The sequence below is a fragment of the Stutzerimonas tianxiuensis genome, assembly GCF_053470365.1.
In genome coordinates this window covers 1-6,980 of sequence record NZ_JBPVWS010000031.1, presented here as the reverse complement: position 1 = coordinate 6,980, position 6,980 = coordinate 1, and the positions used below count along the sequence as shown (strand labels likewise).

At 53.3% G+C, this 6,980-nt stretch carries 7 protein-coding genes; 3 read left to right on the top strand and 4 right to left on the bottom strand.

The window, feature by feature from the left end; all coding sequences use genetic code 11:
* On the top strand, positions 1-2,922 hold a 2,922-nt coding region (locus tag ACSSNI_RS22560), incomplete at its 5' end, for an efflux RND transporter permease subunit (RefSeq protein WP_448260322.1).
* 233 nt (positions 2,923-3,155) lie between these two features.
* Positions 3,156-3,281 carry a hypothetical protein gene (locus ACSSNI_RS22555; protein WP_023444716.1) on the top strand — a complete coding sequence of 42 codons (126 nt, stop codon included), beginning with the start codon at positions 3,156-3,158 and terminating at the stop codon, positions 3,279-3,281.
* Between the two features lie 279 nt (positions 3,282-3,560).
* Here the strand turns inward: ACSSNI_RS22555 and ACSSNI_RS22550 are convergent, their stop codons facing one another.
* The gene (locus ACSSNI_RS22550; protein ID WP_023444715.1) at positions 3,561-3,890 is read right to left on the bottom strand and encodes a hypothetical protein; all 330 of its coding nucleotides are present in this window, start codon (positions 3,888-3,890) and stop codon (positions 3,561-3,563) included.
* 377 nt (positions 3,891-4,267) lie between these two features.
* On the opposite strand from ACSSNI_RS22550, the gene ACSSNI_RS22545 reads away from it, so the two are divergent.
* Positions 4,268-5,188: a cation diffusion facilitator family transporter gene (locus tag ACSSNI_RS22545; protein WP_008569956.1), complete on the top strand. Its 921-nt coding sequence runs from the start codon at positions 4,268-4,270 to the stop codon at positions 5,186-5,188.
* Positions 5,189-5,402: 214 nt separating this feature from the next.
* Here the strand turns inward: ACSSNI_RS22545 and ACSSNI_RS22540 are convergent, their stop codons facing one another.
* The 3 genes from ACSSNI_RS22540 to ACSSNI_RS22530 form a co-directional block, all read right to left on the bottom strand.
* A complete protein-coding gene (locus ACSSNI_RS22540; RefSeq protein ID WP_003292672.1) occupies positions 5,403-5,864 on the bottom strand; it encodes a methyltransferase family protein in 462 nt (153 codons plus the stop codon).
* A gap of 4 nt (positions 5,865-5,868) precedes the next feature.
* Complete coding sequence (locus ACSSNI_RS22535; protein WP_008569955.1) at positions 5,869-6,549, bottom strand: DsbA family protein; 681 nt, start codon at positions 6,547-6,549, stop codon at positions 5,869-5,871.
* Positions 6,546-6,980 (bottom strand): disulfide bond formation protein B (locus tag ACSSNI_RS22530; protein ID WP_003292674.1); only part of this gene is annotated, 435 nt, incomplete at its 5' end. The genes ACSSNI_RS22530 and ACSSNI_RS22535, both read right to left, overlap by 4 nt.

Here is a 6,980-nt window from a genome sequence, read left to right as displayed (position 1 = left end):
TCCTTGTCTCGATATGGACTTTCTCAGATCACAGTTATTTTTGAGGAAGGCACTGACATCTATTTTGCCCGCCAACTTGTGAACGAGCGCCTGGGAGGGGCCAAAGATCAGCTCCCAGATGGCGTCACTCCAACACTTGGCCCTATTTCCACTGGGCTTGGCGAAATCTATTTTTGGACGGTTGAAGCTGAGGAAGGTGCCACCAAATCGGACGGTACGCCGTATACCCCTGCTGACTTGCGTGAGATTCAAGATTGGATCATCAAACCGCAAGTCCGAAATGTACCTGGTGTTACTGAGATCAATACGATCGGAGGATATGCAAAGGAATATCAGATCGCCCCCAACCCAGACACTTTGCGGTCGTTTGGACTAACACTACAAGATTTGATCGAGGCGGTTGAGCAAAACAATAACAATCTAGGTGCCGGATATATTGAAAAGCGCGGCGAGCAGTATCTTGTTCGCGCTCCAGGACAAATGCAGTCTGTGGAGGACATCCGCGATACCCTTATTAGCAACGTTGACGGTACCCCAGTGCGTATCCGCGACGTTGCGACGGTCGAGGTTGGAAAGGAGCTCCGCACTGGCGCAGCCACCGAGAATGGCCGCGAAGTGGTACTAGGTACGGCCTTCATGCTTATCGGTGAAAATAGCCGAGTAGTTTCAAGGGCTGTCGACGACAAGATGAAAGAGATAAACCTTTCGCTTCCGGAAGGCGTAAAGGCAATTACTGTCTACGATCGAACTGTACTCGTAGACAAAGCTATATCCACCGTTAAGAAGAACCTCACTGAGGGTGCCATTCTTGTTGTGGTTATACTTTTTCTCTTCTTAGGCAATATCCGGGCGGCGATCCTAACCGCGCTTGTGATACCGCTTTCTATGCTCTTCACGTTCACCGGCATGGTAGCCAATCAGGTCAGCGCCAACCTGATGAGCCTAGGCGCATTGGATTTCGGCATCATTATCGATGGAGCCGTGGTGATTGTTGAGAACTGCGTGCGTCGACTTGCACACGCTCAGTCCCATCACGGACGGGCATTAACACTGTCCGAACGGCTTCATGAAGTATTCGCTGCGGCAAAGGAAGTGCGTCGGCCTCTATTGTATGGGCAGCTGATCATTATGATCGTGTATCTGCCGATATTCGCCCTTACAGGGGTAGAAGGTAAGATGTTCACGCCCATGGCGTTTACCGTAGTGACAGCGCTATTCGGGGCGATAATCCTTTCGGTGACGTTCGTCCCGGCGGCCGTTGCGCTCTTTATCGGTAAGCGGGTTACGGAAAAGGAAAACTTTCTAATCCGCAATGCTAAACGGGCCTACGCACCTGCGCTCGATGCGGTAATGGCCAACAAGCCAGCAGTGCTCACCTTTGCGGTAGTTGTAGTCATACTTTCTGGCCTCGTAGGGTCACGTATGGGCAGTGAATTCGTGCCTAGCCTCAACGAGGGAGACTTCGCTATCCAAGCCCTTCGTGTACCAGCTACCAGTCTTAGTCAGTCTGTAGAGATGCAGCAGCAGCTGGAGCGAAAGCTTATGGATGAGTTTCCGGAGATTGAACGCATATTTGCGCGAACTGGCACTGCGGAAGTGGCATCGGATGCTATGCCTCCAAATATCTCTGACGGGTACGTCATGCTGAAGCCACAAGAACAGTGGCCGGATCCAGGCAAGTCGCGTAATCAGCTCTTAAGCGAGGTGCAAGCATCCGCCGCTGAGTTGCCGGGCAATAACTACGAGTTTTCCCAGCCGATTCAGCTGCGTTTCAACGAGCTGATTTCCGGAGTTCGTGCCGCGGTAGCCGTGAAAATCTATGGTGATGACATGGACGTTCTTAACAGCACGGCGGCGGAAGTATCCGAGGTGCTAGGACAAGTACCAGGCGCTTCAGAGGTTACGGTCGAGCAGACGACTGGCCTTCCCATGCTCACGATTGATATCGATCGCGATCAGATCGCACGATACGGCCTGAGTCTAGATACCGTCCAGCAAGCGGTTGCAGTAGCTATCGGTGGCCGAGAGGCAGGCACCTTGTTTCAAGGAGATCGGCGTTTCGATATCGTGGTTCGTTTACCGGACGAGATACGCAGCGATCTCGCCGCAATTGAGCGGCTTCCAATTGCCCTTCCAAGGGAATTAAACAGCACCATAAGTTATATCCCCCTCGGCGAGGTGGCCACCCTGGATTTGGCCCCCGGTCCGAATCAGATCAGTAGAGAAGAAGGGAAACGGCGAATTGTCGTCAGTGCAAACGTCCGTGGTCGTGACATTGGATCATTCGTATCTGAGGCAGAACAGAAAATCCAGGCCCAGGTAGATATCCCGGCAGGTTATTGGATCGACTGGGGCGGTACCTTTGAGCAGCTTGAATCGGCAACGAAGCGGCTGCAGATTGTCGTCCCCGTGGCGCTGCTCCTGGTCTTCATTCTGCTTTTCATGATGTTCAACAATGTCAAAGACGGTTTGTTGGTCTTTACAGGGATTCCATTTGCGCTCACCGGAGGCATTGTTGCGCTGTGGCTCAGAGATATCCCATTGTCCATTTCAGCAGGTGTTGGCTTTATTGCTCTGTCAGGCGTCGCCGTTCTAAATGGCCTGGTAATGATCTCCTTCATCCGTAGCCTACGGGAGCAAGGTTTACCTCTGGACACTGCGATCCGCGAAGGTGCCCTTACCCGGCTACGACCGGTATTGATGACAGCCTTAGTGGCTTCACTCGGGTTCGTTCCAATGGCCTTGAATGTGGGTACCGGTGCAGAGGTACAACGTCCCCTTGCGACGGTGGTGATCGGGGGGATTCTCTCCTCAACGGTGCTAACGCTATTAGTTTTGCCGTTGCTCTACCAGATGGCTCATCGACGCGAAGACGAATTGGAGGAGCAAGAAATCGCGTTGGCCGCTGACAGAACAAGCTAGAGATTGGATGGCGGCACACAACGCCCCGTTCTTGCTAGCTAGCGAGAACGGGGCGCGTTAATTATCGGAGCGCAGTTTCATTAGCGGCGCAGCGGACAGCACAGCCTTTGTGGCGCAGTCTGATGCATCTAAGCGGTAAATAAAAAATTGCTCAGCGCTTAGTGCGTATGACTTTCGCTACATACGCGTCCTTGACCTGATGGCTTTCACCCACGGTGAGCTGACGAAGGATTATGCAAACAGCGACTGACCTGCCCCGGTCGGCAGCAAAGGGCGATAGCTACGACAAAGCCCTGGCTGGAACGATCAGCGGGCTGTGCAAGGCCGAGCTGACACCGTCAATCATGGGCGAACCGTGAGGCCTTTGAGATAGCGACCCAGACATGGGTGCGCTGTACGCCACAGCGTCTGTTCAGCTCACTCGGACATGATCCTTGCGAAGGCTAATAACAACAGATCAGGCAATGGCGGCCTGACTTAAACGAAACGGCTTATATAAATTCCGGGCGATTCGCTGGTAGCGATGTTGCGGGCAAGTTATGGAAACAAAAAAGCGCCCCGAAGGGCGCTTAGAGTGCAACTGCTTCCAAAGGAGATTGGAAGCTGCAGGAGGCGAATATCGTTCAGATATGAAGCGGTTAGTCAGCTTTGGTTTCTTTCTTGCTTTCCGTATTGTTCTGATCTTGGCGGGTATCCTTAATCTGTAATTCGTCTATTTTTCGTTTGGCGGATTCGGTTCCGTGAATTCGTTTTTGATCTGCTCGGAATTTTTCATTAAATTTAATTGAGCGGTCGTAACCATCTTCTGCATAAGACAATGCGGAGCCGCAGATTACCAAACCAACAACAATAGCTTTCAACAGATTCATAGGGCAGTCCTCGCTAAATTCAAAGGTGGCTTGCTGAGCTTTCTCGCTGAGCCCTGCAGGTTCGAATGAATTTTGCGTGATTGAAGTTAACAGCAGCATGAGCCAAGCATTACATTATTGAAATGTAATGCTTCCATTGCGCGGTGACATGAGCGCCTTGCTTCGTCATGTCAGCACCGAGGCGCACCAATCTGCAAGGGCCTATCCTACGAAAAGAATGATTGGAAGATTACAATTTTGTCATCTTCGGATTGACGCCGCATCATCTATCATTAGCGAGCAACGTCGTTTAACGTTTGAGAGGGATCGGCCAGTTATCGGCAAGTTTCAGACGATAATGCACGAACTCGCTTGAGAGTGGTCGCATTTCTGTCAGTGTGGTTTGGAAGGCCAGATGGTATTGGTGCTAGTATTATCTATTACTTTTTTGGGCTCCCTATCCTTGTCTTATGTTATTTAAGGACGGTTAAAAACCAATGGCTCACGAACATAACCATAACACCGAAGCCATAGGCGATAAGCGTTTAATCGCTGCCATTGGCGTTAATACTGTGCTAACTCTGGCACAAGTTGTTGGAGGAATACTTTCTGGCAGTTTATCGCTCATAGCTGACGCGCTACATAACTTGAGCGATGCCGCATCACTGGTTATTGCGCTCATCGCACGTAAAATCGGTCGCAAACCGCCAGATGCTTTTAAAACCTTCGGCTACCGACGCAGTGAAACCATAGCGGCTTTGATTAACTTGGTCACGCTGATTATCGTTGGTCTCTACCTCATCTACGAAGCTATAGGTCGGTTTTTTGCCCCACAGCCCATTGAAGGATGGACAGTGGTCGTGGTGGCGGGAATAGCCTTGATTGTAGATGTCGTCACGGCCTTGCTCACCTACACAATGTCTAAGAATAGCATGAATATAAAGGCGGCATTCTTGCACAATGTGTCGGATGCGCTGGCCTCCGTCGGTGTTATTATTGCCGGAACATTAATCCTTCTGTATGACTGGTATTGGACAGATACTGTACTGACGCTGATGATTGCTGGTTACGTGCTATGGCAGGGCTTTAGCATGCTACCTAAAACCATTCACTTGTTAATGGAGGGCGCACCAGAAGGAGTTTCCATCACTGATATAATCAATGTCATGGAGCAAGTGGACGACGTTGTGAGTGTTCACCACGTACATGTCTGGGAAATTGCCGAACATTCAACTGCATTGGAAGCTCACGTTGTCATCAAGAAGGCTAGCCTGCCCGAAATTGAACGAGTGAAGACTGATTTAAAACGTGTACTTCATGAGCGATTCAAAGTCAGCCACTCGACACTTGAAATGGAGCTAGACGGCAGTGTTTGTATCGACACCAGGCAGGCCGACAGTCATCGCAGCGAAGCATAAGCCTGCTTTGCGCTCACCGCTGTTGCTAGACAGTTATCTCGATATCAACGGAGTGAACTTGCGACATCACTCGTTGGCGCTATGTCTTCGACCAGAGACATGCTAGCGGCATGTGGCCAAAGCAGCTCGTCACGAGGAGATCAGGCTAGGTCGTGGCACCTTCGGCAGGCTGCCGCGACGAGCAAGCCCCGCCAGTCGCTACCGCCGCGGACGCTCAGAGCCAGCGGCGGACTCGTGCACGGTAGCGGGCAAATGATTCGCCGAACAATGTTTCCAGCGCCCACTCTTCGGCTGGGATCTGGAAACGGTTCATGTACAGCACGAAAGCAACTACGCCAAGCAGGGTTAGAGGCGAGGCCAAGACCAGCGCCCAAGCCGCCAGGATAATGGCAAAGCCTAAGTACATGGGGTTGCGGCTGTACCGGTAGATGCCAGCCTCCACTAATGCAGAAGCCTGCTGCGGCTGCAATGGATTAACCGTAGTACGCGCGCGGCGAAACGACAGGACGCCGGCGAGGCACACGCCGAGCCCCAGGAGCAGTATTGGCAAAGCGAAGGTCAGGCGCGCGGTCCATGCCAGTTCGAAACCCGGCAATTTGGTTCCCGACAAACCCATCAGCACAGCGATCAGGCCGGCCACGAGCAGCGGTGGCACGCGGTTTTCCAGCGCGCTCATAGTGTCATTCTCGTGCCTTGGCCACTTCGCTGTTCACCAACTGGCGCAGCGGCTCCGGGCCAAACTCGCTGAGCGCACGACCATTGACAAAAAAAGTCGGCGTGCCACGAACCCCAACGGCTTTAACGTCCTGCATGTCCGTTTCCAGCACGGCGTTGACGCCAGGCGTATGCATGTCCTGGCGGGCCTGTTCCAAGTTCAAACCGACGCGCTCTGCAGCAGCCCATGCCTGCGTTACCTTGGGGTCGTCGTGCCAACCGGGTTGGGCTTCCAGCACAGCCCCCAACACTTGTTCATGGAGATTTTGCTTACGCGCCGCCTCCAGCATTCGCGCCACCTCTTCGGAGCCTTGATGGAACAGTACATAGCGCAGCACCAAACGCACGTCTTCCGGGTTCTCGGCGAGGATCTGCTTCACATAGGGGTGGAAGGCGCGGCATGCCTCGCAGGAAGGGTCAAAGAATTCGACGATGGTCACTGGCGCTTGCGCCGGGCCGAACACTGGTGAGTGGAAGCGAACCAACTGGCCGCCGTTCTGTTTGGGTTGTGTCGCGGTCTCTTGGGCTGTCGAACCGGGAGCCTGGGCCTGTTGAGGCGATTGCGAGGGGGAATAGAAGAATGCGGCGGCAGCAAAGACGGCCAGGATCACGACACTGACGATCAGGACCACGGAACGGCGATTCATGGGGTGGTTCTCCGACGGATGATTATGAGCAGGATGGCGATAAGGATAAAAGCGAACAAGGCGAGTGCCGGCAGGGGCACCACGCCGAAGAGGGTCATTCCGGCGCCTGAGCAGGATGGACCAGTGGCCGTGCAGGGCTGGATCGGCTGTGGAATCAGCCCTGCATAGAGCAGCGTGTGAACAAATGCCAGTGCCGCACCGATAGCGGTCAGCGGCAGGGCATAGTGCCAGACGGTGAAATCCGAGCGGTAGCAGGCGATGGCCAGGATCACCGCCAGCGGAAACATGAAGGCACGCTGGAACCAGCACAACACGCAGGGTGCCTGGCCCATCACCTCACCAATGAACAGCGCGGACAGGGTCGATACCAGTGCGACCAGCCAGGTTAGCAGCAGCAGGTTCCAGGGCATGCCTGAAGGTTGAGGATTCAT

Excerpts from the sequence above, each read along its gene's own strand:
- ACSSNI_RS22555 (WP_023444716.1), top strand. The coding sequence starts at position 3,156 with ATGCAAACAGCGACTGACCTGCCCCGGTCGGCAGCAAAGGGCGATAGC.
- ACSSNI_RS22550 (WP_023444715.1), bottom strand. The coding sequence starts at position 3,890 with ATGCTGCTGTTAACTTCAATCACGCAAAATTCATTCGAACCTGCAGGG.
- ACSSNI_RS22545 (WP_008569956.1), top strand. The coding sequence starts at position 4,268 with ATGGCTCACGAACATAACCATAACACCGAAGCCATAGGCGATAAGCGT.
- ACSSNI_RS22540 (WP_003292672.1), bottom strand. The coding sequence starts at position 5,864 with ATGAGCGCGCTGGAAAACCGCGTGCCACCGCTGCTCGTGGCCGGCCTG.
- ACSSNI_RS22535 (WP_008569955.1), bottom strand. The coding sequence starts at position 6,549 with ATGAATCGCCGTTCCGTGGTCCTGATCGTCAGTGTCGTGATCCTGGCC.